This window comes from Kamptonema formosum PCC 6407 (assembly GCF_000332155.1).
Classification (GTDB): Bacteria; Cyanobacteriota; Cyanobacteriia; order Cyanobacteriales; family Microcoleaceae; genus Kamptonema; species Kamptonema formosum.
Genome location: NZ_KB235903.1, coordinates 1622746 through 1649705, shown reverse-complemented (window position 1 = coordinate 1649705; position 26960 = coordinate 1622746). Strand labels below are relative to the sequence as shown.

Below are 26960 nucleotides of genomic sequence, written 5' to 3'. Positions count from 1 at the left end.
GTGATCGTAATGCCATCAGAAACTTCCCCGGCTGAGTCTTCCCCCTTGATTTTAGACAGTTTGCCGGATATGCCACTCTCAGAGAAGGGGTGTCCCCGCCGAGCCAGGTTGCAAATTGACCTGATGTTATTGGCGATCGAAGCCTTATATCTCGGCGGTGCAGAACAAATGCTGGCAGTGGCAAAGGAATTGGAACTGGAAGGAATTGTTAAACATCGGGTTGCCCTTTGGCTGCTGCGGAACACTAACCCTCTGCGGCTCTTCAGTCAGCGGCGTTCTCTGACTGTGCTGGAGGCGAAAGCACTGGTGGCGATCGCCTGTTATTTAGCACGCAGGTTAACGGTGAGAATTAGGCAGTTGTTACTGGAATATCACCAAATGAATCAAAAAGGTCTGCCTCTAGAACAGAATTTATCGCTGGCTGACTATCTCGAACGTTTCCGAGCTCACTTCCGTTCTCGGATGAATCCGAGGCGCTCTCTAGTTGTTGCCTATGGTTCTGATGAAAAATTGAATGAACTAGCTCTCAATTTATTGGGCAAATTGCTATTTTGTACTGGTACAGCGGGAATGCAAAGATTTTGGATTAGTTTATTTGATGGAGAGGTGGAGTAATGACGATTCAGCGTCAGTACAGTCTGCCTAACTGCACCCTAATTTTAGAGGGTTTAAGCGACGGGACGGCTGCTCCTAGCCAGTTCGATCTCAGACCTGCGCTTTCGATTTTAATGAGCGCTGAGTGTCGTTTTGTGGGTCAAGGACAACCGCTTACGGGAGGCCGTGACTTTTTTGAAAGTTTAGTTAAAGCTGTCAGTAGTTACGCTCAGGAATTTTTGAGCGGAGTACCTTCACTGGCAGGTGAGAGTACGCAGCCTAGTTTGGTGCGGTTCCAGAGAATTAATGAGAATTTGCATCGGTTGACGGTTCAAGCGCTGGAACCGGAAAAGACGACATCGCCAGCATCAAAACCCCCTCTACCAACTCAGATCGATTTAACGACGGTACAGTTATTTGATTTGGTGGAGGCTGTGGATCAGTTTTTTGCTGACTCGCAAACGCTTCCAGAGCTTTCGTTGCAGTTAGCGCCTGTTTCTAAGCGCCATGCTAAGGCCACCGCCCCGATTGCTAAGCGGGCTTTGCCTGCTGCTGTGGGAATGTCGAGCTTGGCTTTGGCGGCGATCGCGTTTTTCTTCGTACCTATTCCTGAAATCCAGCGACCGAGAGATCCCGTTCCTCAACCCAATGCTAGCGGTAATCTGGCTACGCCCACCCCTAGCGGTGCGGGGACACCAAATCCGAATCCTACGCCTTCTCCTGATGTTACTCCCTCGGCTTCATCAAGTCCGACGGCTTCACCGAATCCTACGCCTTCATCGAGTCCAACGGCTTCGCCTCTCTCTGCCGAAGAGTTGAAGGGATCGGAGGCTACAGCAGCGAAGATTACAGATGCAGCAGAAATCGAAGAGTTGAGTGGAAAAGTGTATGAGCAAATTAATGCAGGTTGGAAGAGTCGGCCAGGGTTTAAAAATGATTTAGCTTATCGAGTGACTGTAGCTCAAGATGGGGCGATCGTTGGCTACAAGTTAATTAGCCCAGAGGAAGCAGACGAGGGACAAACGCCTCTGCCGGAACTACTATATAAGCCAGTTGGCAGCAGGCGCATTGGGGAGCCACTTGCTGATTTTAGGGTAGTGTTTACCACAGGCGGTGTGTTACAAGTTAGCCCTTGGTGAGGTTGAAGAGCAATTAATAGGCTTGATAGATTTTAACCTCAGTCTTAAGGTGGGCGCTGTCAGAATCACGATATTTCTCGTGTAGGAGAGATATGTTCTGACAGCGCCTACCCTACAAGAGTTGTTGGCGATCGCACTAAATCTCTAAAAATATTGCTCAGGTAAAGCAGTTATGTTATAATCATTTAAATAACGGGGGTATAGCTCAGTTGGTTAGAGCAGGTGACTCTTAATCTCAAGGTCGTAGGTTCAAGTCCTACTACCCCCATCGTCAAAAAACATACCCCAAGAACACTACCAGGAATCTCTACATCTATAGGGAGCTGACTGGTACGAGTATCCACAGCTAAAAAGTATTACACGATACAAAATAGTGAGCGATCGCCTCTTAGAGAAAAAGTGGTGATTGACTCAGCCGAAGTTTACCGCTCTTCTTTGACTCTGATAAAATGTACAACCAGAGCTTGCTCTTCATCCAGAAAAAGGAAGATTTCTGATGTCTATTATCCGCGAAGAAATGCCCGTACTTGCTCGCCATGAAGGAGATTGGGTGGGAACCTATACACTCATCGATACTGAAGGGAATATTATTGAAAAACATCACTCACATTTAACGTGCCATTTTCCCGAAGATCGGGAATATCCCTATTACCAGATTAATCGATATAAATGGCTTGATGGCAAGCGAGAAGAGTTTTTTTTTCCAGCAACTTACCGAGACAAAAAAATCTTGTTTGATACCGAGCGCATTCAAGGAAAAGCCTGGGAAGTTGATGATTCAACAGTGATTTTATGGTTTATTTATAAAGCATTGCCGGATATTTACTTGTATGAAATGATTCAAATTAGCCCCTGTAATAATTATCGTTCCCGTACTTCGCACTGGTTTAAAAATCATCAAATCTTTAAGCGAACAATCATTCAAGAAGAACGCTTGCAATAATTTATTGAAGTAATTCAATAAATTTCAAAATAACCAAAAACGTAATTTAATAATGAGCTTTATTACTTTCAAAATTCGCCAACAAAAACGCTTATTAGTTATTTTCTTTTGGATAGTTAGTTGCTGCTTTTCCCTAAAAGTCGAGGCTCAAGACCCAGAGACATTGCGGAGAGTTACAAGCTCTAGGTTTACTAAGCACTGCCTATGGTGTTATAGGGGAAACTCAAAAACAAATTGCCCTCCTAGAGCAACAATTAATAATTTGCCAACAAATAGGCAATATCGGACTCGCAAGTTACGCATTATTGAATTTGAGTAAGGTTTATGAATTATTAGGAGATTATCAAAAAGCTATTGCCTATCAGGAACAAGCTGTACAACTAGCACATAAATCTCAAGAACCATTACAAGAAGTGCTTGCATTGCAACAGCTAGCGCTGCTTTACGGTCGGATAGGAAACTCTGAAAAATTGATTTCTTTTTTACAGCAAACTATTGAAATTGCTAAAAAAAGTAATAACGAATTCTCTCTAGCTCTAGCTTTAGATTATCTTAGCCGTGCTTACGCTTTAGTCGGTAACTATTCCCAAGGGATTTATTTACAAAAGCAAAGTTTATTGATTTATCAAACCCTCAATCAGCAAAGCAAAGTAGAAACGAGTCTCAGTGAAGTATGGGGGTTACAAAATTTGGGCAGGCAACAATTTAAAGCTGGTCAATTAGCCGAAGCCGAAAACAACTTACAAGCAGCGCTCAAAGCTTCCAATAAACTGTTAAAAAATCAGCTATTGCCTAATAGCAACTTATTGGCTACTAGCAGCGATGAATTAAATCTCAATATCCGCGAAGCAACATTAGATATTTACCGAACGTTGCAACAAGTTTTAGTTGCTAACAACCGTAATGACGAGGCATTAGAAGTAGCAGAAGTAGGTCGAGCCAGAGCTTTTGTAGATTTATTAAAAACTAATTTAGGAGTTGACACTCAATCTGAACTAACACCTGTGCCGCTGACATTGGAGGAAATGCGACAAATTGCTAAAGCGCAAAATTCTACATTAGTGCAGTATTCCATTGTTTATAATGACAATGTAGCTGGTTGGGTGAAAGTAGGAAAGCAACGACCCTATGAAAATACATTATATATTTGGGTAATTCAACCGACAGGAACCATTACCTTTCGTTCGGTTAATTTACAACCCCTGTGGCAACAGCAAAAAAATGTAGAAAGTGACTCTTCTCTATTAACTTTTTTTGTGAGTAATGCTCGTAGTTCCATCTTGGTTAGGGGTCGCGGCGTTCCTGTTTCCAGCACACCAGAAACAGGCCCTTCTAGCGGCAATCCCGCTAATACCCGCCGCAAATATCAGCAATTACAGGAACTCTATCAAATACTAATTCAACCAATAGCTGACTTGCTACCAACTGACCCCAAACAGCGAGTTACTTTCATTCCCCAAGAAACTCTGTTTCTGGTTCCATTTGCAGCTTTGCAAGACACTAATGGCAAATATTTAATCGAAAAACATACTATTCTCACGGCTCCCTCAATTCAAGTTCTAGATTTAACTCGCCAACAGCGGCAAAGGTTAGGAAATTCTTTAACGGAAAGCTCACCTATTAAAAGTCAAAATTCCCTGGTTGTTGGCAATCCAACAATGCCCTTACTCTTGCAAAAAGTGGGAGAATTACCAGTACAATTGGCTAGCTTACCTGGGTCAGAAAAAGAAGCAAAAGCCATCGCATCTTTACTCAATACTCAACCATTAATCGGTACTCAAGCCACAGAAAATGTTGTCATCGAACAAATGCCAAATGCTCGGTTTATTCACCTCGCAACTCACGGGTTACTAGATAACTTGATGGGTTTTCAAAGTTCTCTGGCATTTGCTCCCGATAGTAAAAATGACGGCTTCCTCACTGCGAGAGAAATCCTCAATTTGAAGTTAAAAGCAGAGCTTGTGGTGCTAAGTGCCTGCGATACGGGGCGCGGCAGAATTAGCGGTGACGGTGTAATTGGACTATCTCGCTCCTTCATTGCTGCGGGAGCTCCTAGCGTCATTGTTTCTTTGTGGAAAGTGCCTGATGAACCGACAGCCGATTTAATGCTTTCATTCTATCAGAATCTTCAGCAAACACCAGATAAAGCTCAAGCTTTGCGACAAGCCATGCTCGCAACTCTAGTAAAATATCCTAGTCCCAGAGATTGGGCTGCTTTTACTTTAATTGGCGAAGCAGAATAGGAAATTTGGATTAATGACTAATGGTCTATTTTCAATTAACTTTCTGTCTCTTTGACTTCAAAAGTAAGGCGAGAATATTTAGGTTCTTCTAAGGCTTGCACGCAGAGTTCAGCGATATCTTCCCGGCTCACTTTACCCTTGATATTATCGCCTTGGTCGAACATCAAAGCTTTGCCCCCTGGCTCTTCTGTTAAGGCACAAGGTCTGATAATAGTGTAGGGTATGCCACTAGAACGCAAGCAATCTTCACCTTTCAACTTCCAGGTTAAAATCCCTCCTAATTGGTCGTTCATTCTCACTGCTGGCGGTTCTTCTTCTAAGTTTATTCCCGGTCGTCCGGGACGAGTAACTCCTGCGGAACTTACCATGACAAACCTAGTCAAATTTTGCTCGCCGTAAGCTTTTATATATTCTAACTCTAGTTGAAAAAGACCAGGCTCGAATTTAGGATTTAGTTCGCCGTCATATTCAAATTTACTCAACATTAATTGTACAGAAGTGATGCGGCTGCGGTCGATTAATTCACCATCCTTGACAGTTTTAGCGCGAAAAACGGGAATTAAATCATCAAAAGGAATGCAAACTGTCATCCAAATATTGTAAACAGTATCAAAGGAATAGCTGTAACCAATGCCATCCCATTTCGGGTCGCTGCGGAGGATGAATTTATATCGCTTACCATCGCCTTTTACGCGCAGTTCGATGCCGCTGTACTCTGCTAAATTAAGAGGCGGGTCAAAGTTGCGGGTGCGAACAGAAGCAAAACCGCCGGAGTTGGCAGTAGAAACGTTGCCACTAAATAAAGCGATATTATTTATCAACTTTATAGAACTTTCGCTAACGCCGCCCATTACAATGTCATCTAATGCGCCCCAAGTTTCTTTTAAATCTTGGGAGGGTTGGGCGAAGTCGCAGACTATTTTTTCACTAGCTTTTATTAACTGATTTCGGGTCGCTTGCACTAGATTTTGTATGCCTTTGTATTCGACTATTTCCGGCACATCTACGACTTCTGGCATATAAAATTTGATGCCTTGATAGTATTTTTCACGGGTGGGAGTATCTCCTTCTTGAGGTTGGACTCGCGTACCTGTGCAACAAATTATGGCTTCTACACCACTTGTTACCTGCTGCGTAAGCGTCTCTGGGAGAGTGATATCTCCCTCGACTAATTCGATACTTGGTCCTAGAATTTCACGGCCTCTGTTGGCATCTCTAACGAGGGCTCGCACTGTATAACCCCGCTTTAGCAAATGGCGTACTACTCGCTTACCCACACCGCCAGTCGCACCAGCAACAAGGATCAATTTAGATTTTTGTTTGGGAGTTTTGGCCTCACCTCCAAATAGTTGCTGTAGCCAATTAATACTGCCAATAAAAGGGATGACTCCGAAATAAACTAAGGTGTTGAAAAATCTGCCAGCATCCCATTGAGCGATATTTTTTTCAGTCATAATTTGTACTCGACTTTTTTATTACTTTTTTGAAGGATGAAATTGCCGTTTTTATTGGCTTTTGTATGCTACAAGACTTACGCATCACGCTTAAGTAGTCGGACATAATTAAACGTAGGGTTGGCGCTCGCCGCAAAAAACCTGTAACTCATAGAAGAAGATGGTTGCGGCGAGCGCCCACCTGTGCATTTTATAGCCTTTATTTATGTCCACCTACTTAGCAGGGTTATCAACAATTATGTGTAACTATGCGTAACTCATATTCTAGCTAAATTCTGATTTTTTAGCTTTGGGAACAAGAGATTTATCTAGCCGATTAGACACGAGGTTTATGATGACTCTGGTGCAAGGGAATCTCAATAATAAACTCCGTACCTTCTCCCGGTGTGGAAATGCACGTCATTTTTCCCCCGTGTTTTTCCGCGATAATTTGATAGCTTATTGCTAAGCCGATACCTGTGCCTTTGCCGACGGGTTTTGTGGTAAAAAAAGGCTCTGTTATCCGCTGGCGGATTTCTTCTGTCATACCAGGGCCGTTGTCATAAATATGGATGCTAACGGTTTCTCTCTTGGGGTGAAATTCCGTGCGAATCCGAATTTTCCCCTTGTATTTCGTCTCCTTATCATTTTGTGCGGTTTTATAATTGATAAAGGACTCTTCAAGAGCATCAATTGCATTGCTTAGAACGTTCATAAATACCTGATTGAGTTGACCTACATAACACTCAACTAAGGGGAGAGAACCGTATTCTTTAGTCAGGTGAATTGCTGGCCTATCTGGCTTGGGTTTGAGTCGGTTACTCAAAATTAGCAGAGTGCTGTCTAGCCCATCGTGAATATCAACTGGCTTCATTTCTGCTTCGTCAATTCTGGAAAAGTTTCGCAGAGATTGGACAATTTCGCAGATACGTTCAGCACCTATTTTCATCGAGGCTTGCAATTTAGGTAAGTCTGTAATTAAAAAATCTATCTCCATCGTTTCACTTGCCTCTTGAATTTCTGGTACAGGCGAGGGATAATGCTGTTGATAAAGATTGATTAATTCTATCAGATCGCGAGTATATTCATCGGCATGGCTGATATTTCCGTAGATGAAGTTAATGGGGTTATTGATTTCGTGGGCAACACCGGCTACCAGTTGTCCTAAACTAGACATTTTTTCAGTCTGAACCAGTTGAGTCTGCGTGCGCTGGAGTTCTTGCAATAGTTTTTCTAATTGAGTTGATTTTTCCCGTTCTCTTAGTTCAGATTGCTGCAAGGCTGCATTTAATTTTGCCAGCTTTTCGGCTTGCAGCAGGACAATATTAATCATTGAGTTTCTGAGTTCTATCGCCGCCTCAATTTCACATTCTTTCCAAGGTAAAGATGTGTATTTTACGGTTTCTTTCCACAACTCGAATGATTTCCGAGGAGACAGGCGAATGCTGCCATTAGCCTCGATTTCTATGGGTTTGTTTGGGTTTCCCGCCCAATTTACGGTTTGAATAACTTCGGGACGAAACCAGAGAACATAAATTTTCTGGCTGGGGGATATGGCAATTGCTAAACAGCCGCTTGCTGTGTCTTTTAATTGCTCGGCATTTTCATAAAACTTGGAGAGTGAGTCTGTATGAAAAACTTCACCTATGAGATTTTTTTGCCCCCATTCAAGTAACTGTTTTAGTGCCTCTTTTTCAGGGGTTTGACCTACTAAATAGCAATTTTCCCCAAATAAAACTGCTGCACCTGTAGCACTCACGAGGTCAAGTAAGCTCTGCTGAGACTTAACTAATGCCTGTGACAAATTTTCTGCTTGAGATATATTTTCCAGTAGCTTTGCTTGAATGGATTTTAATTGCAGTCTATAGTCGTAGTCTTCATTCCCTTCTTTAAATTCTAGTTCTAAAGACATGACTTGTCCAATAAATTCGCAGGCGGCGCGAACTTCATAAGGAATGTATTTGGGCGCGTAGTGATGGCAAGCAATCAGACCCCATAATTTCTGCTTTTTCATTAAAGATATAGACATAGAAGCTGCAACGCCCATATTTTGCAGATATTCTATGTGAATGGGTGAGACACTTCTTAAAATGCTGAAGCTGAGGTCGAGAGGTTGATTAGTAAGTGGATTGTTGCTGGGTACAAGTTCAACAGGTTTATAATTAATTTCTGGTATTAACCTCAGCCAGTTTTCGGAGTACAATTTTCTGGCTTGTTTGGGAATGTCTGAGGTTGGATATCGTAGACCTAAGAAAGGAGAAAGATTTTCTTCTTTATCTTCAGCGATTACAGAGCCATTACCTTCAGCATCGAATTTGTATACCATTACTCGGTCAAAGCCTGTAAATTTTCGCACTTCTGCAACTATTGTTTGACATAAATCCTGGAGGTTGCCAGTGCTTTGAATTTTAGAAAGTGTGGTTTTAACTGAATGATAAAAGCTAAAAACTGAAAGATTATTTTTTGAACTTGCGGGTTCTATCTCAATAATTAAAAGTCCTTCGTTTCTGTGCAATATACAGTCAAAGGTTCGGGGGTTGTAGGCTGTGCCTATAGTTAGTTTTAAAGGATTGACTGTTTTTAAATTTTCATGAATTAAGCAGCTTTTGAGACTTTCAATCTGAATGGGGTCGAATAAGGTACTCAAATCTTTGTTAATAAGGCTACTGGGGTGCAGACCAAAAAACTCGAAGGTGTTGTTGCTCATTTGTAAAATTTTGAGCTGAGGTTCTTTGACAACAAACATTACTCCGTGAGGCTGAATGTGTCCTGATATATGAATGGGTTCTTTGTCGCAGTTTGTTAAGTCAATTTCTGCTGTGGCGATGTTGTTTTGTGCCATTTTATTAAGGTTCCTTTTGTAAAAATGGTGGATAATTCGGCAGGTCTTGGTTGCAGTATGGTAGTGATAATTATAGTCAATTATACTACGCTCTCTAGCAGCTCACCATGATATAGCAGAAGTCAGAAGTAAAGTACAATTCCCAGAATAATTGGAGTAATTATTAACGTCCTAGTACAGCACGGCGGTTGCTATATAATCTATATAGTTAAGCTATCAGACTGAATCTGTAAGCGAGCGCAAGCCTTGATGATGGCTGAGCTGCTGTCTGTAAACTTTTTCACGCTTTTTTAAAGGAGAAGTATTTATATTATGCCAATAAAACCGGAATTATTACTAGCTTTACCTAAACGGGAGCATAAATCTTAATTAGCGATCAAAAAAGTTGATCGTCAGAGGATCGAGGGTGTTAAATAGTAATCTCACAGGCTGCCCGCACTAAGAAATCTAAAGTTATGCTCTCAGGTAGAAGCTATTGGCCTAAATTTAAGCTAAGCTTGATAGGTATATTCAACAAGCTGTATATTTTACTGATGTTTGACTTTAATACCGTTACTGCCTTTTCACATAGGCACTGTATCGAAATTTGCGCGTTTCTTGTACCTGCTAACTTGCTGGCAACTTTGCAGACGATTATTTTTACAGGTCTAAAACGCTCTCAACTTCAGGTGCGGTTAGGGGCAGCCGTTGGTAGCTTCTATGCTTTAATTATGATCCTTCACGTTTTTACGTGGCTGGCAATTGGGGTAGTAATGGCCCCAACATATATCCTGTTTCTGCTGGGAAGCATCTGTCTGGGGACTAATATTTGGGCGGCAGTACATTCTTCAAGTATGAGCCGATTAGTTGGGTATTTGCTGTCAGTGTTTAGGGAGAAAGGAAAGGGAAAGCTAAGGATGCAGGCATTAAAAATCAAATCGGTAATGGGTAATGGCTAATAGCTAATTGAAATCGATTAACCACGTTAAGAAAGTTGCATAATCCTTTCCAATTTGCTGATGGTTAACTGTTAACTGAATTACTTAATTTGTTAACGGTTAACGGTTAACTATTAACTGTTAACCCCATTACTTAATCAGTTTCGCGATCGCGGCAGTTTTCTTCTTCTGGGCCATGCGGATGTACCGTACAGTTGAGCAAATAGCCGCCATCGCTCCTACCGTAATAGTAGTAGCAGCCGATGCAGGTTTGGGGGCGTTCTAAGGGCGCTTGCTGAATAGTATATTGCGGGCCTGAAAACAGGGAAAAGCCGCGCTGTGTCTGGACTGTGCCAATAATACCCCCTGCGAATTCAATGGCTGAGCGAATGGTCTCTTGGCGAATACCTGGTTGTAGCTGCACCTCCATAGCTAGCCGCTGATTTAGGGGATCTTGTTCTTGGCGGCTAATGACACCTCCGAGAACATGAAAGCTCTCCGCGATCGCCACAGAAAACCTTGCTAACGACATACAATAACCCGATAAAACGTAAACTTGATCGTCAGTCGTAGCTCTAATTGTTAGGCGAGTAGGAATCAGCAATCTCAGGTGAGCGTTAAGTTCTTCAAAAACAGGCTCCAATCTCCAGATCGTTTGGTTTCCTACTTCTTGGTTGAGGCCAAAAACTCTAGAAACCTGCTCCATTAGGGCTGCTAGAGTATGAACTATCTGTAACAAAAGTGATTCTAGTGTGCTGTCAACTCTTAAGGGACACTCTCGGAGAGTTTTGAAATAATCCTCCAAGCGGTGGGCAATTCGTTGAATGCTGCTAAATCCCAGCATCGCGGCTCCCCCTTTAATTGAATGAGCACAGCGGATTAGCTGGTGCATACTTTCGGGATTTTCTACAGTGCTTTGTAGATGTACGAATCCTATTTCAATAGTATGAATGTGTTCTGTGGCTTCTTCAACAAAATAACCGATGATTCGCTGTAATTGTTCTGGTAGCATAAATATTCTCCTTTCGCCCTTTAATCCCTGCTCGCCTTCCTGTTGTGTGTCCAGCCAAATTTATCCATAAAAAGTGCATTGACTGAGTTAGAGGGTGTGTTGAGTGCAACAGTGATTTTTGGGGCTGCGATCGCACCTACTTTTTTCATATTATTACCCAAAAGTGCCAGCTAGGAGGCATTATCTAAAGTTAGATATTTAGAAAATCGAGAGCGATCGCCCCCAGAAAGGCAAATACTACACCGCCGCCCTTGGGTCTGGCTTTCTCCGTACCAGACCGCCGACAGCATAGCCAGTCAAATGATAGGAAGATTCATTTGCAAATTTTAGCACTAGATAGACGCAGATCTACGCCGATCTTCTGCCCAAATCTGCGTAGATCTAAGGTTTACAATAATGAATCAACCGTAACAAAACGACCGCTTAAATCTTCTGGCTTTACATTCAAAACTGCGCCTAAAAGAGCATTCGTGAAACCAAAGCTAATATAGGTCGCTTCAACGCGGCCATTGCCATCAGGATCGAGGTCAGACTGGGAGATTCCACCCTTACTCAAAAAGCTAGTTCCATCCTCTATAATTCCCGGATCTAAAAGTAAAATTCTGGGGTCGCTGAAGCTCAAGCTGACCTCTTGAAACGAGAGAATACCACCTGTAAATCCACCCGTCAGTCCAATCAAATCGTCAGACTTATTGAAGTCAACAATCACCGCATCAGGCAATTCAATTCCTACTGCTCTTACTCCCGATTGATCGGCTCTAAATACAAATACATCGCTCCCCAAACCTCCCTTATAGATATCAACATCTTTGTCACCAATCAGCGTATCATTACCTTCCCCTCCCACTAATAAATCAACACCAACCCCACCCCGCAACAAATCATTACCGCTACCTCCATCTAGAAAATCTCTATTTTTTTCACCCGTGAGAATATCATCGCCACTTTCTCCCAAAATATCATCATTTCCCTTACCGCCAAAGAGAGAATCATTGCCAGAACCCCCAAAAATACTATCACTATCATTATTACCAAAGATTAATTCTGCATCGGAGGAACCTGTAACAGTATCCTTACCGCCAAGGGCCCAAACTCCTTCTGGGAAATTAGCCAATTCTCCCGGTAACAGAGCAATATTTTCAGAAGTATTATCTCCAATCAGACGCAAGCTATCCGTAGGGTCTGGTGTCAGTACCATAATTTTCTGCTACCTAATATTTGCGATCGTATCCATCTTGCCATATTTAAAGAAATATAGACCACAGGGTGAGTGAAGGAAAGAAAACTAACATAAGAGTTGTAGCAGAAATTTTTAAACTTGGTATAATCTTACAGGCAGGGGAGTAAAAGTAAAGCTGATGCCGATTATAGTAGCTGAAGAATTGAGTAAACTTTATCCGGTAGCAATTAAAGAACCCGGACTTAAAGGCACAGTGCGGCACTTTCTGCGCCGCACATATCGCACCGTCAAAGCAGTTCAGGGCGTTTCGTTTCAAATAGAAGCTGGCGAGGTAGTAGGCTTTCTAGGGGCTAACGGCGCGGGGAAAACCACTACTTTGAAGATGCTGACGGGATTAATTTATCCTTCTACTGGAGTGGTAAGAGTGTGCGATCGCATTCCCTTCCGCCGCGAAGCTGATTTTTTGCAACAAATCACTTTAGTAATGGGGCAAAAACAACAGTTAATCTGGGATTTACCCGTCCTAGACTCCCTAAAAATCAATGGCGCTGTCTACGGTATCTCCGATAAAGAATATCGCCTGCGGGTGGGGGAACTAACGGAGATGCTATCCCTGGAAGGAAAGTTAAATCAGCCAGTAAGAAAGCTTTCTCTGGGTGAAAGGATGAAAGCTGAATTAATGGCAGCGTTACTGCATCGGCCGCAGGTATTATTTTTAGATGAGCCGACTTTAGGTTTGGATGTAAATGCTCAGTTTAGTGTCCGGGAATTTTTGAGGGATTACAATCAACGCTACCAAGCAACAGTGTTATTGACAAGCCACTATATGGCTGATATTACTGCTTTATGCAAAAGGGTTTTGTTAATCCATGAAGGGATGTTAGTTTATGATGGCAGTTTGGATGGATTACTTGATAGATTTGCACCTTATCGGGAGGTGAAGGTGGAGTTAGCTAGTCCGCTGTCAAAAGAGCAGGCTTCTGTTTACGGAGAAGTGGAATCTGTGGAGGGTCAGTCAGTGCGTTTTCTGGTACGGCGGGAGGCGCTGACGGCTACTGTGGCAAATATTTTAGCTGAGTTAGAGGTGATAGATTTAACTGTAACAGATCCACCAATTGAAGAGGTAATTGGTAGAGTTTTTCGCAGTGGTGGAGTTTCTTGAAGGAAGATAGGGGAAAAGAGGGGCTAGGGGCTAGGGGCTAGGGGCTAGGGAAAGAGGGAAAGAGGGGGAAATGGGGAGATGGGGAGGATGGGTAATTAGCGATTAGCCATTAGCGATTAGCCATTAGCCATTAGCCATTAGCCATTACCAATTACCAATTACCAATTACCAATTACCAATTACCAATTACCAATATGACACGATTCATCAAAGTTGCTAAAACACTACTATTAACATACTACGCCTATATGCTCGAATATCGAGCTGAGTTATTGTTGTGGACTCTATCAGGTTCTTTGCCATTTATCTTGATGGGGATCTGGGTGAAGGCAGCTCAAAACGGCCAATTTAATCTACAACCAGTAGACTTTGCCCGTTATTTTTTAGCTGCTTTTATCGTCAGACAAACAAATGTAGTTTGGGTAATTTGGGAGTTTGAGAAAGAAGTAGTAGAAGGAAAATTATCCCCGAAGTTATTGCAGCCTATAGATCCAGTTTGGCATCATTTTGCCGCTCATATTTCCGAAAGATTTGCACGTTTACCGTTTATATTTGGATTAATACTATTATTTTTTTCTTTGTATCCACAGTCTTTCTGGATACCTAGTTTTGGCAGGATTTTACTATTTTTATTAGTAACATTTCTTGCCTTTTGTTTGCGCTTTGTGATTCAATATACCTTTGCATTATTTGCTTTTTGGCTAGAAAGAGCAGGCGCGATAGAACAAGTTTGGTTTTTAGTTTATCTATTTCTTTCAGGAATTATTGCCCCCCTAGAAGTATTTCCTGAATCTTTCCGAAATGTGGTATTGTGGACACCGTTTCCCTATCTTGTCCATTTCCCCGCTTCAATTTTGATAGGATTGCCTGTAGATGTAGGGCATGGGTTATTAGTAATGTTGGGTTGGGGTATAGTGTTTTTTGTGTGGAATCGTTGGTTATGGCGACAGGGTTTGAAACAGTATTCGGGAATGGGAGCATAATTTGGTAACGGCTTGATCTTGGTGGTAGCTTAAACATAGACCCTCAGCAATTTTACATTTTTTGGTCGAGGATCATGCAAAAATACAATCGGGATCATTCGATAACTGCATAAGTCATTGGTATTTGGTTACATAAGCTACAAAATAACCAGTGGATTCCTTATATCTCTAGTGGTGATGACTGAGATATAAGCATTAAAAAATTCTAATGACAGCTAAAAAGCACCTCGTTGTTATCGGTAATGGCATGGTTGGTCATAAGTTCCTAGAGCTGATGGTCAGCAAAGGAGCGACGCAAGACTGGAACTTAATCACTTTCTGTGAAGAACCCCGTGTTGCCTACGATCGCGTCAATCTCAGCAGTTTCTTTTCGGGTAAAACTGCGGGAGATTTATCTCTAGTTGAACCAGGTTTTTATCAAGAGAATGGCATTCAGATTCATATCGGCGATAAAGCAATTTCTATCAACCGGGAACAGAAAACGGTCACTTCAGCTAATGGTTTAGAAGTTCCCTACGACAAAATTGTTTTAGCTACTGGTTCCTATCCATTTGTGCCGCCAATTAAGGGAAATAATGCTAACGGTACATTTGTATACCGGACAATTGAAGACCTTGAGGGAATGTCTGCTTACGCCAAAAACTGTAAAGTTGGGGTAGTAATTGGCGGCGGTTTATTGGGTTTGGAAGCAGCAAATGCCCTCAAAAATATGGGTTTAAAAACTCATGTAGTTGAGTTTGCCCCGCGACTGATGCCCGTGCAAATTGACGATGCTGGCGGTGCGATTCTCCGCAACAAAATAGAAGAACTAGGAGTTTCAGTTCACACTAATAAAGCTACCACTGAAATTGTCAGTGAAGATGGCAAAGTTACTAAGATGCTGTTTGCTGACGGTTCGGAGTTGGAAACAGATACAATCCTTTTTTCTGCGGGAATTCGCCCCCGCGATGAAATTGCTAGAAGTTGTGGGATTGAAGTAGGTGAACGCGGCGGAATTATCATTAATGATTATTGTCAAACCTCCGATCCTGACATTTATGCCATAGGAGAATGTGCCCTCTATCAAAATCGAATTTACGGTTTAGTTGCTCCTGGCTATACAATGGCAGGTGTGGCGGCTGATATTTTGAGTAAAAAGGCAGTCAGCACTTTTACTGGTGCTGATATGTCCACAAAACTCAAGCTTTTGGGAGTGGATGTTGCTAGTTTTGGAGATGCTTTTGCTAAGTCTGATGGTGCTAGAGAAATTGCTGTAATTGATAACATTCAAGGAGTCTATAAAAAGCTGGTCTTAAATCAGGATGGTAGTCTGCTTTTGGGTGGAATTCTGATCGGAGATGCTTCGGCTTACGGAACTCTACTGCAATTTGTACAGAATCAAATTACTTTACCTCCGCACCCAGAGGATTTGTTAATGCCTCCGCGAGAAGGTAAACCTGCCGCTGTGGGAATGGGTGTAGATAGTTTACCTGATTCTGCCCAAATTTGCTCTTGCAATAATGTTAGTAAAGGTCAGATTTGTACAGCGATTCGCGAGGGTAATTTAACTGACGTTCCGAGCGTTAAAAAATGTACTAAGGCTGGTACTGGTTGCGGCGGTTGTGTGCCGTTGGTGACGGATATTCTTAAGCTAGAAATGAAGAAAGCGGGGCTAGTGGTGAAGAATCACCTCTGCGAACATTTCGCTTATTCTCGGCAAGAACTCTATCATTTAGTCAGGACTCAAGAAATCAAAACTTTTGAGGATTTGATTGCTAAACATGGTAAGGGAATGGGTTGCGAAATTTGCAAGCCTGCTGTGAGTTCGATGCTGGCTTCTACTTGGAACGAGCATATTTTAGCTCTGTCTCACGTTAGTTTGCAAGATACCAATGATTACTATTTGGCAAATATTCAACGGGACGGTACTTATTCAGTAGTACCGCGAGTTCCGGGGGGAGAAATTATGCCAGATCAGCTCATTGTTTTAGGGGAAGTTGCCAAAGAATTTGGGCTTTACACTAAGATTACTGGCGGACAGCGGATAGATTTGTTTGGTGCTCGTGTGGATCAGTTGCCGCATATTTGGCGGAGGTTGATAGATGCAGGATTTGAGTCTGGACACGCTTACGGAAAGGCACTTCGGACTGTAAAATCTTGCGTGGGTAGCACTTGGTGTCGCTTTGGGGTGCAGGATTCTACGAGTTTGGCGATTGAGGTAGAATTGCGCTATCGGGGTTTGCGATCGCCTCATAAACTTAAGTCTGCTGTCTCTGGTTGTACTCGCGAATGTGCGGAAGCTCAAAGTAAGGATTTTGGGATAATTGCGACTGAAAAGGGCTGGAATTTGTATGTCTGCGGTAACGGTGGAATGAGGCCGCAACACGCGGTTTTGTTAGCAGCAGATATTGACAAGGAAACGCTGATTAAATATCTGGATCGGTTCTTGATTTTCTATATTCGCACGGCGGATCGCCTGGAACGGACGGCAACTTGGTTCAATAAGTTGGAAGGGGGAATAGAATATTTACAGCAAGTAATTATTGAGGATTCTCTTGGTATTTGCGCTGAGTTGGAAGCGCAGATGGCGCACTTAGTTAGCACTTATCAATGTGAATGGAAGACGACGATTGAAGATCCGAATAAGGTGCAGCGATTCCAGCATTTTGTAAATTCCGATCTGCCAGATCCGAGTATTGTCCGGGTTGAGGAACGGGGACAATTACGCCCTGCTTACGACTCTGAAAAAGCTCTGGTTGCGATTGCGGAATAAATGTTTATTGTTAACTGTTAACTGTTAACTGTTAACTGTTAACTGTTACAGGACTTCTGCAAGCTACATCTGGGGGCAACCACAGGGGGATTGCCCCTACAAAACACTCAATGTTTACACGCTCAATAATTAGGAAAAGAAAATGGTTCAAGCAGTGCCAGTCCGCGATAATGTTACAACATGGGTAGATGTCTGTCCTCTGGCTGCGATCGCACCTAATACGGGAGTTTGTGCCTTGGTAGAAGGCGAACAGGTGGCAGTTTTTCGAGTGGGCAATGGGGCTGATGTTTATGCGATCGCTAATTACGATCCCTTTAGTAAGGCGTTTGTTTTGTCGCGGGGAATTGTGGGCGATCGCAATGGTATCCTCAAGGTGGCTTCACCGATTTATAAGCAAAACTTCAGCTTGCTGACGGGGCAGTGTTTAGATGATGAAACGGTGAAAATTCCTACTTTTACTGTGAGAGTTGTAGATGATATGGTGCAGGTAGCAGGGGAACATCCCCATTTTGCCTGAAGACCAACTTTGATCTCTCCTCTCCCCCTGCCCCTCCTATGAGGAGCAGGACTTTTTTATTCTGGCAAAATCATCAGCCCCCAAAACTTGTCACTGATATGAGGCAAGAGGTAGAAGGTCGATCTTCTAAAGTTAATTCAACAATGCAGCTTGTATCAATAATTTAGATAATTGGCATTAAAAATATTCTCTATTCCAGCAAAATTACTAACTATTTTTAACATATTTACCCTAAATTATTGCCTTTATATCGTACTCGCTCCGGCAGTATTTAGGGAGGTATTAAACATCCCTTTCTTGCAACATCACCTATCAACACTACACTTATTTCTGAACTTAACGGCTCCCCTCAAATAGTTGAGTCAACTCAAGCCTATAAGCAGTAATTTTGAATTATAGTTCAATTGTAACTTGCTTAGAACTTACGCTCATGGCTCCAGAAACCGGGTTTTTGAGAGAATCTGTGGATAAGGGCGAAGTATTTTCGTCAAAAACCCGGTTTCTTTGGTTTGGTGCGTAAGTCCTGAAGGAGCGTGATTCTTTTCAAGGTTAAATTTTGGCACTTATATACAAGTATTTTTCATTCTTCCTTCTACTTATTACTAAATAGCTTGGAAGTTTATGGTAACAGCTATGCACTGGTAATGGAAGATTTTGGCGGAGTGTCACTGCGAGACTATGCTCATAATCAGGCACTTTTAGTAATAGAGGTATTAGAGATCGCCCTACAAATTACTAATATCCTCCACGATCTGCACCACCATCGTGTCATTCACAAAGACATCAAACCTGCAAATATTCTGATTCATCCTAAATCGAAACAAATTAAACTTATTGACTTTAGCATTTCCTCCTTATTACCAAAAGAAACCCAAGAAATTAAGAATCCCAATGGGTTAGAAGGTACACTCGCCTATCTCGCACCGGAACAAACTGGGCGGATGAATCGAGGCATTGATTACCGGGCAGATTTTTATGCATTAGGCGTGACGCTTTTTACAACTGATATCTATCCCCCACAATGGGCAATAAACTATTAGATAAAATTCGCTATCTTCAAGCTTGTATGTGTCAGAAAATTAGTTTTGTTCATTGGTTTGAGGAGTTCATGTTTTGTTGAATTTTTTACCTGGTTAGTCTTACTCTATCTAGATATGTAAAGTTTTGTATCAAGATTCAACATTTCTGTCAACAACATTATCCCCACCCAGTCGCACTTATCGAAGAAAATGCTGAAGACATTGAGCTAGAATTCCTCAGTGATGACTTACCCAAGTTACTCAACTCGATGAAAGGTGCAACCGATCGCATCAAAGGCATCAGTACCAGTCTCCGCATTTTCTCCCGCGCCGATACCGATCGCAAAGTTAGTGCTAATCTTCATGAAGGGATTGATAGCACCTTGCTGATTCTCAAGTATCGCCTCAAAGCTAATGACCAACGTCCAGCGATCGCCACGATTCAAGACTATGGCGAATTACCGCCAATAGAATGCTTCCCTGGTCAGCTTAACCAGGTATTTATGAATATTTTGGCGAACGCGATCGATATGTTCGACGAGATGGCAAAAACTCGCTCCTTTGAGGAACTTATCGCCCATCCTCAACAAATTACCATTCGGACAGAAGCGATCGCCAATCAGGTATTAGTTCGCATTGAAGATAATGGTAAGGGCATGAGCGAAGCCGTGCAATCCCAAATCTTTGACCATTTATTTACGACCAAAGGCGTAGGGAAGGGGACGGGATTAGGGTTAACTATCGCTCGTCAAATCGTCGTAGAAAAGCATGGTGGGGCGATCGAAGTTGCTTCAACTCTGGGACATGGAACAGCATTTATCATCAGCTTACCTGTGAATGGGCAATAATTAGGGGCTAGGGGCTAGGGGCTAGGGGCTAGGGGAAGAGAGGGGGAGATGGGGGAGGATGGGGGAAGATGGGGGGAGATGGGGGAGGATGGGGGAAGATGGGGGAGATGGGGAAGATGGGGAAGGTAGCAATTAGCCATTAGCAATTAGCCATTAGCAATTAGCCATTAGCCATTAGCCATTAGCAATTACCAATTACCAATTACCCCAGCCACGATGGGTTCATTGCTGTACTATCAAATTGGTTACTGGTCTTATAAAGTTCGTATTGCCCTTTAGTCGCCGCCTCACGAGTGCGATCCAGCAGCGCCGTAACTTGTGCCCGATCCATTGGCTTAAAGGTGCGAACTGCCTCAAATGCTTGATCGAGAAGCTGCATACTATCAATGCCAGTAATCACAACCGAAGTAGGCAAATTCATCGCATAGTGAAGACATTCAATGGGGGTGACTGTATTGCTTCTCAGTACGTAGGAATCGCCCATTGATTTCATCCCCAAGACACCGATTTGGTTCTTCACCAACACTGGTAAAACTTGTTGCTCAAAACTTCTAAAATGACCATCCATCACATTCAGCGGCATCTGTACCGCGTCAAAATGGAAATTATTTTGAGTGGCGAGTTCCAGCATTCGCAGGTGAACCAAAGGGTCTTTGTGTCCTGTAAAGCCGATATAACGAATCTTACCCGCCTTCTGCGCTTCCACCACAGCTTCCATTGCCCCACCAGAAGCAAAGATGCGATCGGGGTCTTCCATCCTAATCACTTCGTGATGCTGCATCAGATCGATGTAATCAGTCTGCAATGCCTTAAGTGACTCGTCTATCTGCATCATGGCAGCGCCCTTGGTGCGACCATCGATCTTTGTCATCAGAAACACCTTTTGCCGATAGCCATCCTTGAGCGCTTGCCCCATCCATCGGTGGCTGCGTCCGTTGTGATAATCCCAGGAGTTGTCCATGAAGTTGATGCCGCGATCGATCGCACTGCGAATGAGCTTGATACTTTCTTGCTCCTCTCGAATGCGTCCGATATGGTGTCCTCCTAAGCCAATTGCAGATACTCGTTCTCCGGTGCGTCCTAGCGTCCTGTAACTCATTTCTCTGCTTTTGGGATCTTGAGCAACTTCATTTTGAGCGTCTACTGGAGCCGATTGAGCTTCAGCTAACACGGGTTTGAAAAACCCTTCTGAAGCTGCTAGCGCTGCTGCGACTAAACTTGAAGCCGATGTCACTTTTAACAACTCGCGTCTGCTGATACCCATAAATGTCTCCTTCAAAAAACTATAGGACGGGACTTAGGAAGTACCAAGAATCTAGGTTTGAGATTGCTTCCCTACGATCGCCATGACAGAATGATGTTGTCCGTGCGTAAGTCCGAGAAGAGACGATCGCGATCGCCAGGAATGCAAACGCTTGACTTCACCTTCTGAGTGTGAAACGGTAGTTCACCGCAGTGCTACAGGTTGAGCGTTAATCCGAACTCGAAACAGGCTGTAGGGTTTCTGCCGCAAATCCTGACCGTTGTGATACCTGGCTTGGCGATGGAGTTGATTTGCCGTGAAATAAAGATAACCATCCTGCGCCACTGAAAGGGTGTCAGGCCATAGCACTCGCGGGTCATGCACCAGCCGTTCGATCGTGCCGTCTGGCAAACGACGCTGTATCGCATTCTGTTCGTAGTTCGTCAGGTAAATGCGGTTTTGAGCATCCGACTCCAAGCCATCGGCAGCTCCTCCCTTCTCGCCGCGATCGACCACAGTCTTTGCCACCTCTTGGTCAGACAACCGCTCATCCGCTAGTGCATCGACACTCACGCTGTAGAGCCGTCGTCCGGCAAGCGGGCAGTAGAACAATTGCTTCCCATCAGCACTAATTGCAATCCCGTCGGCACCTATCTTGATGGAACTGGGTGGTTGACCCGGTTGGCGATTCATAATCGGCATCCCTTCCACACTGGGGAGAAAATTGGGGACTGCTTTCGTGGAAGGATGGTCGTTCAACCGCCGCCAACTTCTGCCCGAATCCAAGTCAACCACAATAATTCCATTGGGCCCCTTATCGGACGAGTCAGTGATGAAGGCCATTCCCGCCTTACCTCGACGCAGATCGAAGCGAACATCGTTCAGGTAAGTTGTTGGCAATGCCACATTTTGCGGAAAGACAATGGTTTTGAAAATCTGGTTTTGCTTGAGATCGACTCCGATCAATTTTGCTCCACCAGGCGGAGCCGGTGCAAAGTTGACGCTGCCAGTATCTAAAATCCATAAGCGATCGCGCGGGTCAACTACCACACTTTGAACCGAAAGCAGCGACTTTGAGGGGTCGCTTGGGTTGGGGCGATTCATTTCCGCATTCGGATAGGCAACAGTTTGACCATTTCTGACTTCGGCAACAGTGTAATCTACGCGATCGCCCCATTTGGGAAAGTTCACAAATATGCGTCCGCTTTGGGAAACAGTAACACCTGTAGGCATGGGGCCGTTAAAGATGGCGACAGGTTCGATATCGCCCAGGGTTTGCTCTTTGGGCAGGGTTGTCAGATCGATCTGGGCGGGTTGAGACTGGGCATAAACAGCAGTGCCGAGAAAACCGACGGCTGTAAGAAATAGTAGGAGTTTAAGGATCTTCATAGAATACCTTTGTTATATCAATGCCTTTGCCTTGAAATTTAGAAGGAGAGCCAAGCAGTGTAGCGGAGAAAAAAGCCGGAGACACGCCGAGGGGCGATCGCACCATCAGCATCACTGACCAAAACACAGGAGAAGAAATTTCTAGTTTCCAGAGCTATGAGAGCGATCGGCGAATGCTTTCAACTCAATAGCGTCGTGACTGCAAAACAGGCTCACATCTTTACTCCGCTGCACCGATAATGCTTGCAGCCGGTCTTGATTGAAAAGCCGAGCCTGGCGATCGACTTCCATCATCCACTGGTAAGCCCGCAGTCCTGGCGTGCAGCGTCGGTTAGCATTCATCTCATGCCGATAGAAATAAGCGTCCCCAGCGTGCAGCAGCCAACCCTCCTGGGTCTCGATCGCCACGCCTGCATGACCTCGCGTGTGCCCGGCTAGCGGAATTAGGAGAATCTCCGGCGGCAATCCGTCGAGATCGCGGACAGCTTCAAACCCAAACCAAGGTTCGCCCTTGGCTGAATAGTATTTCCAGTGTTTGACTTCATCCCATTGCCCCGGACGATACCGCCCTTTAGCGATCAAACCGTGCCGGTCTTGGGCGGCATCCATTTCAGCCTGCATAATGTGTACCGTTGCTTCTGGGAAATCCTCTAGACCACCGGCATGATCGAAATCGAGGTGAGTTAGCACAATATGGCGCACATCGCTTGCCGCAAATCCGAGCTGCTCAATTTGATGAATCGCTGTGTATTTGCGATCGAACTGGATGTTATTAAAGTGGACGAAAAACGGGCTGAGCCGGGAGTAAGGGGACTGGATATCGCGTAAACCGAAGCCGGTATCAATTAAAACAAGTCCGCGATCGGTTTCCACGAGCAGACAGTGGCAGACGAGGTGAGCGTTCAAGCTGCGACTGAAGCCATCGAAAAGCGCCCCACCAATGGGGCACATACAGCCACAATTGAGATGATGAATTTGCATAAATGTTTTGCACTAAATTACTTCGGCAGGAATCATTTCTTTGTAAGTTTGCCTCCAATGCCGAGCTGTGTCAGATGGCTTTGTTGTTGGGATATAGCAACCTTCTTGCTAGTTAGGAAACTCGCTGATGGCTTCCACCCTTGATTCTCTTCCCTTCTTCCCTAGCTATAAATCAGCCACTTGCTGTCATCGAGCGCAAATTACTTGTTAGCAGAACCTGGTTCAGTAAGCTGGCGGTGCTGTTCGGCATTGACGGTATCGGGCAAGACTTTACTTACATTCCCCTGTATCTTGGTCTTGAGCGAACCCGCGATGATATCGTCCTTGCCTGCCATCAAGGCCTGAAAACCCTGCTTGGCAACCTCTGCGGGATCGTCCTTCTTGCCCGCACCTGCCTTAGTGCTGTCCATATCCGCACGGTGGAAGAAGTTGGTATCAGTCGGCCCTGGCATGAGCGCGGTGACGCTGACACCTGTATCCTTCAACTCGTTTCGCAACGCCTCTGAGAATGAGTGCAGAAATGCCTTGGATGCCGCGTAGACTGCCTCGAAGGGGCCCGGCATAAGGGCGGCAATGGATGAAGTAAAAAGGATTTTGCCATTACCTCGTTCGACCATATCCTTGACTACCCTTTTGGCAAGATGGACTGAGGACACAACGTTAAGGTTAATGAGATTGAGTTCGTCCTTGAGGTCGGTTTTGATAAACTCGCCCCCGACACCGACACCTGCATTGAGCGCGATCGCCTCTACAGGTCGGTTTGTTTCCTTAATTTTGCTGTAGAGCGTCTCCACACCGTCATAGGTAGCGAGGTCTGCCTCTACGGTCAAAACTTTGGCACCGAGTTGCTCAAAGGCAAGAGCTGCTTCCTTGATGCTGGCTCCGGTAGCTGTGACTAAGAGATCGAAATTATTTTGGGCGAACTGTTTGGCGAGTTCGTAACCGATGCCATTGGAAGCACCTGTTACGACCGCTAAGGGTCGAGTTAACGAATTGTCCACAACTATTTAAACTCCTAAGTGAGTACACTCGCTTGTCCAGGCTTGCTTATATTTAGGCTCTAGATAGTCAGCTCGGACTGCGGCCTGTCAACTTTTTTATAATGCTAAGAAGGCAGCCGCATGATTGCGTCTTTCTAAAGAAGGAGTGTGCTTTGCTTGTAAGTGTAGCGATCGCATTGGTTGGCTCGATGGGGCTAATCTTCCTGGCGATCGCCCACCCTACATTTATATTTATGTCCCATTAAGTAAATTCACCTAATTAAACATAAGATAAGGATGGCTAAAAAGCTGACTGTATAAACATTTTTACTTCTCTCCTAGATAACTAAATTTTTCTTCCTTCTCTCCTAGATAACTAAATTTTTCTTCCTTCTTCCTTCTACTTACTTACTGTTACATGATTTTGAGCCACTGTATTAGTTAATCGAGCTAATGCTCTGCAACTCGAATAATACTCGCTCAAATTCCTGCACCATCCAGTTATGATTTGTGGTTCGATAAATGGGTAGCAGCGCTTGATAAAACCATAAACTCGACTCTTTTCCTACGGGAAAATAAGCCCAGACTTCCTCACCATGTTGATGTAAGGAAGCCAAAAGAGAACGAGCATTATGCAGTTTATCTGCCAGAGAAACTAATCGCACGGATGGTGAAGCATTTTGTAATTGATCCAGATAGCGCTGTTTGCGTTCCATCCAAGGGGGCTTGGGAAGTTCTTCTGATTCAGTACATCCTTTGATAATTTCCAGAACTTCTACACCAAATTGTTGACTAATTTCTGCTTGAGTTTGAGGGCCGCCTTGGTCTTCCAAGCTGTCATGTAATAAGCCAGCGATGGCTTCTGTTTCATTACCTCCAGCTTCTAATATTAACGCTGCTACTGAAAGCAGGTGGGCAATATAAGGCGTGCCATCGACTTTGCGAACTTGTTTGGCGTGTAAGCGAGTGGCATACACTAAGGCTAATTCAAAGTTTTCTGTGAGCATCGTTGATTTCATGGTGCAATTAATTAAGGTATAATCGAGCTTCTTCTGCTACTTCTTGAGCCAAACTATGTCGCAGTTCCCAAGGAAAAATCACTTCGCCTTTGGGTCGCCAAGAGCGCAAGCGTAGTCCAACATTGGTATCGCCCTCACGGTAATAAACGCGATAGTAAGCATCATCAGGCGATCGCGATCCAAGAACTGTTAATAACTCCTGGTAATGCTTTGGGTTGGGAGTTTGTTTTTGAATCAATTCCATAGCTTGTTGATAGCCTATAGGTTGAAAGGTTTCATGGCGAAAGGTTCCTTGAATGTAGCGATCGTTAAAGTCGCCATCGAATCGTAATAGCATCAATTTGGGTTCGAGGTAGAAATCGAAACCCCAAGCTTCGGCGATTTTCTCTTCGATTTCATCTGATTGTGGTAATTTTTCTGGGTAAGCTTGACGCAAGCAATCAGGAAGATGAGGATTGTTCCAATCCAATCTTTGCATTTTGGCAATGCGATCTAGTCGATAGTTGTACCATTCGCCTTGTTGGGTAGGTGTTTGTCCAAAGGCGCATAGATAAACGGCGCGTTGTACGTAGTAGATACAAACAGGATAAACAATACATTCAACTGTTTGCCCCATTCTGGCACTGTTATAAAGTAATTGAATTGGGGGAATGGGGTCAGTTTCCCATAGTTCACACAATTGATATTGCCAATCTTCGACTAAATCGATAGTTTGTTTGGGAATCACATAATCAACGTGCAAGAAAAATCGCTGTACACCGCGTATTTCTCTGGAGTTTTGGGCAATAATTGCTAGTTCTGGATGCAGGAAGTTTAAGGGATATTGACTACTTTTTGTGGGTGTTAAATCCTGATGGTTTGCTTCTGGATATTGGGGAAATTGGGAGACGCGATGATAGCGCTGCTGTCGATATTCCAGCCACCCTAATTCGGTTAAGATTTCTAAATCTCCTTGAAGCGATCGCCGGGTTACACCAAACAATCGCTTGGATAATATTCGATCTAAGTCAGGTACGGAATCGTGGGCTAATAAGGCTTGTCGCCACTGAGTTGCTGAAAGCTGGTTATTAAACAACCAGTCGGCGGTAGTTTTTGCACAGGGACAATGGCGATCGTGTAGGTGGGGAATGGCTTCGCCTTTGGGATGGCTGGGAGTAAAAAAGGCATCGCGCCAGTTGTAATAGGTAAAGGGGCGATCGAGGTCAAGGGAGGTTGCGCGATCGCCATAGAGGGTAGAAAGCCATACCCAGAGACGAATGGCCCGCAATAGGTTTTGTTTGAGTGACCCCCGTGCCAACCATTGCAGTAGGGGAATGTGGGGCTGCGTGCGAAATAGGATGTCTGACATTAGTGCTAAGGGAAAAATTTAATTTCAGTTTAACCTTAGTTGGAAATAGAGGCTTCCAGGTAGGGTGTATGATGGGTTTATTGTGGAAAAGGAGGTACTTATGACTACTTACAAGATTGAGCTGGAAGGCGATGTAATGAAAGTAAACTTTGGGGAACCGGCGCAAAATGACCAGATTGTGAGGGATGTGGCGGCGAGGTTAGAGGAAATGACGGAGACGGGAGAATTGAAGGGGGGAGTGTTGCTGAAAATCAATGGCCCAGCCTCGTTACCTGTTGCTTGTGTCTTGACTCATAAGGTGGCTCATATTTATGGAGCGATTAGTGTTTTCGATCCGAAAATTGGCAAATACGTAATCTGTATTACTCATAATCCAGCTTACAAGGTTGGTGATTTGATTGATTAATTAAGGTGAG

General features: G+C 43.9%; 22 protein-coding genes, 1 tRNA gene and 1 pseudogene. 13 read left to right on the top strand and 11 right to left on the bottom strand.

The genetic code is table 11. From position 1 onward, the window contains the following. The first annotated feature begins 9 nt into the window (after positions 1 to 9). The 5 genes from OSCIL6407_RS0112170 to OSCIL6407_RS30620 all read left to right on the top strand — a co-directional run bounded on the left by OSCIL6407_RS0112170 (position 10) and on the right by OSCIL6407_RS30620 (position 4919). On the top strand, positions 10 to 615 hold the full coding sequence (locus tag OSCIL6407_RS0112170) for a DUF3038 domain-containing protein (protein ID WP_019487267.1): 606 nt from the start codon (positions 10 to 12) through the stop codon (positions 613 to 615). Continuing rightward, positions 615 to 1733 carry a DUF4335 domain-containing protein gene (locus tag OSCIL6407_RS0112165; RefSeq protein WP_007356114.1) on the top strand — a complete coding sequence of 373 codons (1119 nt, stop codon included), beginning with the start codon at positions 615 to 617 and terminating at the stop codon, positions 1731 to 1733. The genes OSCIL6407_RS0112170 and OSCIL6407_RS0112165 overlap by 1 nt, the downstream gene beginning before the upstream one ends. Positions 1734 to 1927: 194 nt before the next feature. Beyond that, positions 1928 to 2001, top strand: a tRNA-Lys gene (locus tag OSCIL6407_RS0112160). A gap of 228 nt (positions 2002 to 2229) precedes the next feature. Continuing rightward, complete coding sequence (locus OSCIL6407_RS0112155; RefSeq protein WP_007356113.1) at positions 2230 to 2676, top strand: DUF3598 family protein; 447 nt, start codon at positions 2230 to 2232, stop codon at positions 2674 to 2676. Between the two features lie 311 nt (positions 2677 to 2987). Then, a complete protein-coding gene (locus OSCIL6407_RS30620; RefSeq protein ID WP_162140445.1) occupies positions 2988 to 4919 on the top strand; it encodes a CHAT domain-containing protein in 1932 nt (643 codons plus the stop codon). Between the two features lie 35 nt (positions 4920 to 4954). Here OSCIL6407_RS30620 and OSCIL6407_RS0112145 read toward each other — a convergent pair whose 3' ends face one another. Then, positions 4955 to 6373, bottom strand: a complete 1419-nt coding sequence (locus OSCIL6407_RS0112145) for a CIA30 family protein (protein WP_007356111.1) — start codon at positions 6371 to 6373, stop codon at positions 4955 to 4957. 316 nt (positions 6374 to 6689) lie between these two features. Then, positions 6690 to 9194, bottom strand: a complete 2505-nt coding sequence (locus OSCIL6407_RS0112140; RefSeq protein ID WP_007356110.1) for an ATP-binding protein — start codon at positions 9192 to 9194, stop codon at positions 6690 to 6692. Positions 9195 to 9727: 533 nt separating this feature from the next. Between OSCIL6407_RS0112140 and OSCIL6407_RS0112135 the strand changes: the two genes are divergently transcribed. Beyond that, positions 9728 to 10132 (top strand): hypothetical protein, encoded by a 405-nt coding sequence (locus OSCIL6407_RS0112135; protein WP_007356109.1) that lies wholly within the window; start codon positions 9728 to 9730, stop codon positions 10130 to 10132. A gap of 133 nt (positions 10133 to 10265) precedes the next feature. Here the strand turns inward: OSCIL6407_RS0112135 and OSCIL6407_RS0112130 are convergent, their stop codons facing one another. Both OSCIL6407_RS0112130 and OSCIL6407_RS0112125 read right to left on the bottom strand, forming a co-directional pair. After that, positions 10266 to 11123 (bottom strand): Hpt domain-containing protein, encoded by an 858-nt coding sequence (locus OSCIL6407_RS0112130; protein WP_007356108.1) that lies wholly within the window; start codon positions 11121 to 11123, stop codon positions 10266 to 10268. Between the two features lie 388 nt (positions 11124 to 11511). Then, positions 11512 to 12321, bottom strand: coding sequence for a calcium-binding protein (locus OSCIL6407_RS0112125; RefSeq protein WP_007356106.1), 810 nt, complete (start codon positions 12319 to 12321; stop codon positions 11512 to 11514). 160 nt (positions 12322 to 12481) lie between these two features. Between OSCIL6407_RS0112125 and OSCIL6407_RS0112120 the strand changes: the two genes are divergently transcribed. The 6 genes and pseudogenes from OSCIL6407_RS0112120 to OSCIL6407_RS0112095 all read left to right on the top strand — a co-directional run bounded on the left by OSCIL6407_RS0112120 (position 12482) and on the right by OSCIL6407_RS0112095 (position 19584). Then, positions 12482 to 13465: an ABC transporter ATP-binding protein gene (locus tag OSCIL6407_RS0112120; RefSeq protein ID WP_007356105.1), complete on the top strand. Its 984-nt coding sequence runs from the start codon at positions 12482 to 12484 to the stop codon at positions 13463 to 13465. A gap of 194 nt (positions 13466 to 13659) precedes the next feature. Further along, positions 13660 to 14448: an ABC transporter permease gene (locus tag OSCIL6407_RS0112115; protein WP_007354679.1), complete on the top strand. Its 789-nt coding sequence runs from the start codon at positions 13660 to 13662 to the stop codon at positions 14446 to 14448. Between the two features lie 208 nt (positions 14449 to 14656). Next, positions 14657 to 17200: a nitrite reductase large subunit NirB gene (gene nirB, locus OSCIL6407_RS0112110; RefSeq protein WP_007354678.1), complete on the top strand. Its 2544-nt coding sequence runs from the start codon at positions 14657 to 14659 to the stop codon at positions 17198 to 17200. Positions 17201 to 17342: 142 nt separating this feature from the next. Then, a complete protein-coding gene (gene nirD, locus OSCIL6407_RS0112105) occupies positions 17343 to 17717 on the top strand; it encodes a nitrite reductase small subunit NirD (RefSeq protein WP_007354677.1) in 375 nt (124 codons plus the stop codon). 608 nt (positions 17718 to 18325) lie between these two features. After that, a pseudogene (locus OSCIL6407_RS0112100) lies at positions 18326 to 18715 on the top strand (serine/threonine protein kinase); the annotation flags it as partial. A gap of 290 nt (positions 18716 to 19005) precedes the next feature. After that, a complete protein-coding gene (locus OSCIL6407_RS0112095; RefSeq protein ID WP_007354675.1) occupies positions 19006 to 19584 on the top strand; it encodes a sensor histidine kinase in 579 nt (192 codons plus the stop codon). 202 nt (positions 19585 to 19786) lie between these two features. Here OSCIL6407_RS0112095 and OSCIL6407_RS0112085 read toward each other — a convergent pair whose 3' ends face one another. From OSCIL6407_RS0112085 to OSCIL6407_RS0112060, 7 genes are all read right to left on the bottom strand, one after another. After that, entirely contained in the window at positions 19787 to 20848 is a 1062-nt protein-coding gene (locus OSCIL6407_RS0112085) for an aldo/keto reductase (RefSeq protein WP_007357736.1), read from the bottom strand. Positions 20849 to 21031: 183 nt separating this feature from the next. Beyond that, complete coding sequence (locus tag OSCIL6407_RS0112080; RefSeq protein WP_007357735.1) at positions 21032 to 22216, bottom strand: L-dopachrome tautomerase-related protein; 1185 nt, start codon at positions 22214 to 22216, stop codon at positions 21032 to 21034. Continuing rightward, positions 22203 to 22343 (bottom strand): hypothetical protein, encoded by a 141-nt coding sequence (locus OSCIL6407_RS35345; protein WP_155523393.1) that lies wholly within the window; start codon positions 22341 to 22343, stop codon positions 22203 to 22205. The genes OSCIL6407_RS0112080 and OSCIL6407_RS35345 overlap by 14 nt, the downstream gene beginning before the upstream one ends. 14 nt (positions 22344 to 22357) lie before the next feature. Further along, positions 22358 to 23167: an MBL fold metallo-hydrolase gene (locus OSCIL6407_RS0112075; RefSeq protein ID WP_019487262.1), complete on the bottom strand. Its 810-nt coding sequence runs from the start codon at positions 23165 to 23167 to the stop codon at positions 22358 to 22360. Between the two features lie 230 nt (positions 23168 to 23397). Next, positions 23398 to 24198, bottom strand: coding sequence for an SDR family NAD(P)-dependent oxidoreductase (locus tag OSCIL6407_RS0112070; protein ID WP_007357732.1), 801 nt, complete (start codon positions 24196 to 24198; stop codon positions 23398 to 23400). Between the two features lie 416 nt (positions 24199 to 24614). Continuing rightward, the gene (locus OSCIL6407_RS0112065; protein ID WP_007357731.1) at positions 24615 to 25196 is read right to left on the bottom strand and encodes an HD domain-containing protein; all 582 of its coding nucleotides are present in this window, start codon (positions 25194 to 25196) and stop codon (positions 24615 to 24617) included. Positions 25197 to 25203: 7 nt separating this feature from the next. Continuing rightward, positions 25204 to 26544, bottom strand: coding sequence for a TIGR03985 family CRISPR-associated protein (locus OSCIL6407_RS0112060; RefSeq protein WP_007357730.1), 1341 nt, complete (start codon positions 26542 to 26544; stop codon positions 25204 to 25206). 100 nt (positions 26545 to 26644) lie between these two features. Between OSCIL6407_RS0112060 and OSCIL6407_RS0112055 the strand changes: the two genes are divergently transcribed. Next, the gene (locus OSCIL6407_RS0112055) at positions 26645 to 26950 is read left to right on the top strand and encodes a CRISPR-associated protein Csx3 (RefSeq protein WP_007357729.1); all 306 of its coding nucleotides are present in this window, start codon (positions 26645 to 26647) and stop codon (positions 26948 to 26950) included. The last annotated feature ends 10 nt before the right edge of the window (positions 26951 to 26960 follow it).

What these genes read in the sequence shown, in the direction of transcription:
- OSCIL6407_RS0112085 (WP_007357736.1), bottom strand. Translation starts at nt 20,848, where the DNA reads ATGGGTATCAGCAGACGCGAGTTGTTAAAAGTGACATCGGCTTCAAGT.
- nirB (WP_007354678.1), top strand. Translation starts at nt 14,657, where the DNA reads ATGACAGCTAAAAAGCACCTCGTTGTTATCGGTAATGGCATGGTTGGT.
- OSCIL6407_RS0112170 (WP_019487267.1), top strand. Translation starts at nt 10, where the DNA reads ATGCCATCAGAAACTTCCCCGGCTGAGTCTTCCCCCTTGATTTTAGAC.
- OSCIL6407_RS0112165 (WP_007356114.1), top strand. Translation starts at nt 615, where the DNA reads ATGACGATTCAGCGTCAGTACAGTCTGCCTAACTGCACCCTAATTTTA.
- nirD (WP_007354677.1), top strand. Translation starts at nt 17,343, where the DNA reads ATGGTTCAAGCAGTGCCAGTCCGCGATAATGTTACAACATGGGTAGAT.
- OSCIL6407_RS0112075 (WP_019487262.1), bottom strand. Translation starts at nt 23,167, where the DNA reads ATGTGCCCCATTGGTGGGGCGCTTTTCGATGGCTTCAGTCGCAGCTTG.
- OSCIL6407_RS0112115 (WP_007354679.1), top strand. Translation starts at nt 13,660, where the DNA reads ATGACACGATTCATCAAAGTTGCTAAAACACTACTATTAACATACTAC.
- OSCIL6407_RS0112120 (WP_007356105.1), top strand. Translation starts at nt 12,482, where the DNA reads ATGCCGATTATAGTAGCTGAAGAATTGAGTAAACTTTATCCGGTAGCA.
- OSCIL6407_RS0112125 (WP_007356106.1), bottom strand. Translation starts at nt 12,321, where the DNA reads ATGGTACTGACACCAGACCCTACGGATAGCTTGCGTCTGATTGGAGAT.
- OSCIL6407_RS0112155 (WP_007356113.1), top strand. Translation starts at nt 2,230, where the DNA reads ATGTCTATTATCCGCGAAGAAATGCCCGTACTTGCTCGCCATGAAGGA.
- OSCIL6407_RS0112130 (WP_007356108.1), bottom strand. Translation starts at nt 11,123, where the DNA reads ATGCTACCAGAACAATTACAGCGAATCATCGGTTATTTTGTTGAAGAA.
- OSCIL6407_RS0112140 (WP_007356110.1), bottom strand. Translation starts at nt 9,194, where the DNA reads ATGGCACAAAACAACATCGCCACAGCAGAAATTGACTTAACAAACTGC.
- OSCIL6407_RS0112135 (WP_007356109.1), top strand. Translation starts at nt 9,728, where the DNA reads ATGTTTGACTTTAATACCGTTACTGCCTTTTCACATAGGCACTGTATC.
- OSCIL6407_RS0112065 (WP_007357731.1), bottom strand. Translation starts at nt 25,196, where the DNA reads ATGAAATCAACGATGCTCACAGAAAACTTTGAATTAGCCTTAGTGTAT.
- OSCIL6407_RS0112055 (WP_007357729.1), top strand. Translation starts at nt 26,645, where the DNA reads ATGACTACTTACAAGATTGAGCTGGAAGGCGATGTAATGAAAGTAAAC.
- OSCIL6407_RS0112060 (WP_007357730.1), bottom strand. Translation starts at nt 26,544, where the DNA reads ATGTCAGACATCCTATTTCGCACGCAGCCCCACATTCCCCTACTGCAA.
- OSCIL6407_RS0112145 (WP_007356111.1), bottom strand. Translation starts at nt 6,373, where the DNA reads ATGACTGAAAAAAATATCGCTCAATGGGATGCTGGCAGATTTTTCAAC.
- OSCIL6407_RS0112095 (WP_007354675.1), top strand. Translation starts at nt 19,006, where the DNA reads ATGAAAGGTGCAACCGATCGCATCAAAGGCATCAGTACCAGTCTCCGC.
- OSCIL6407_RS0112080 (WP_007357735.1), bottom strand. Translation starts at nt 22,216, where the DNA reads ATGAAGATCCTTAAACTCCTACTATTTCTTACAGCCGTCGGTTTTCTC.